This window comes from Pseudomonas sp. JV245A, assembly GCF_032424515.1.
Classification (GTDB): Bacteria; Pseudomonadota; Gammaproteobacteria; order Pseudomonadales; family Pseudomonadaceae; genus Aquipseudomonas; species Aquipseudomonas protegens.
The window spans coordinates 1-1,264 of record NZ_VYKE01000388.1 but is presented as its reverse complement, the minus strand read 5'-3'; the positions used below and the strand labels follow the sequence as shown (position 1 = coordinate 1,264).

Below are 1,264 nucleotides of genomic sequence, written 5' to 3'. Positions count from 1 at the left end.
GGGAAGTGGCCCGGCGCCTGGGCCTGCTGCCGCAAAGCGCCATGGCGCCGGATGGCATCAGCGTCGCCGAACTGGTGGCGCGCGGGCGCTATCCGCACCAGTCGTTGCTGCGCCAGTGGTCGAAGGAGGATGAGCAGGCGGTGCGCGGGGCGATGGCCGCGACCCGGGTCGAGGCGCTGGCCGAACGCTTGCTGGACGAGTTGTCCGGCGGCCAGCGCCAGCGGGTGTGGATCGCCATGGTGCTGGCCCAGGAAACGCCGATCCTGCTGCTGGACGAGCCCACCACCTACTTGGATATCGTCCATCAGATCGAGCTGCTGGAGCTTTTGGCCGAGCTCAACCGCCAGGGCCGGACCATCGTCGCGGTGCTGCATGACTTGAACCAGGCTTGCCGCTATGCCAGCCACCTGATCGCCCTGCGCGACGGCGCCATCGTCGCCCAGGGCGCGCCGGCGGCGATCTTCACCGAGGCCCTGGTGGAGCAGGTGTTCGGCCTGGCCTCGGTGATCATCCGCGACCCGGTCAGCGGCACGCCGTTGATGGTGCCCAAGGGCCGAATCGACCCGGCCTGAAGCCACGGCTCAGGGGCGCGCCGGCAACGCTTCCTGGGGCACGCGCTGGCCACCGGTGGCCTGATTGACCTGGGCCGCTTCATGGAACAGCGCATCGCGGTCTTGCGGGGCCTGCAATTGCCCCAGGTCAGTGACTGTGGTCATCACGCAGACGATCTCCTGCTGGGCGTCGAATACCGGCGCGGCCTGCCCGGTGACGTTGGACAGCAGGTGGCTGGTGAGTTCGGCCCAATGCCGGCGTCGTACCTCGTCGAGCACCGCGGCACTGGGCGGGGTGCCGCGAAAATGCGCCGGCTGCTGCTTGCGCGCCGCGTCGATCACGGCCTTGGGCAGAAAGGCCTGGAACACCAGGCCGCAGGCGGTGTTGTCGATGGGCAGGATGTCCCCCAGGGCCAGGGGGTTGATGGAGAAATAGGCGCTGCGGTACCAGCGCACCAGGGTCGGCCCGCGGTCGGTCCAGATCGCCACGCCCCCGCTGGCGGCATGCCGCTGGGCCAGGGCTTTCATGCGCTGGGCGGCGATGTCCACCGCATCGATGCGCTTGAGCGCGCCAATGCCGATGCTCAGGGCTGCCGGGCCCAGGTCGTACAGGCCACTGAGCGGATCCTGCTTGGCCAGCCCTTCCTTGACCAGGCTTTGCAGGTAGCGGTGGGCGGTGGAGCCACCCGTGCCGGTGCGCCGGGCCACTTCCC

General features: G+C 69.5%; 2 protein-coding genes. One reads left to right on the top strand and one right to left on the bottom strand.

The window, feature by feature from the left end; translation table 11 throughout:
- Nucleotides 1-572, top strand: a 572-nt coding sequence (locus tag F6S12_RS31890) for an ABC transporter ATP-binding protein (RefSeq protein ID WP_315869878.1), incomplete at its 5' end; no start/stop codon positions are given.
- A 9-nt stretch (nt 573-581) separates the two neighbouring features.
- Here F6S12_RS31890 and F6S12_RS31885 read toward each other — a convergent pair.
- A partial coding sequence (locus F6S12_RS31885; RefSeq protein ID WP_315869877.1) for an IclR family transcriptional regulator occupies nt 582-1,264 on the bottom strand: 683 nt, incomplete at its 5' end.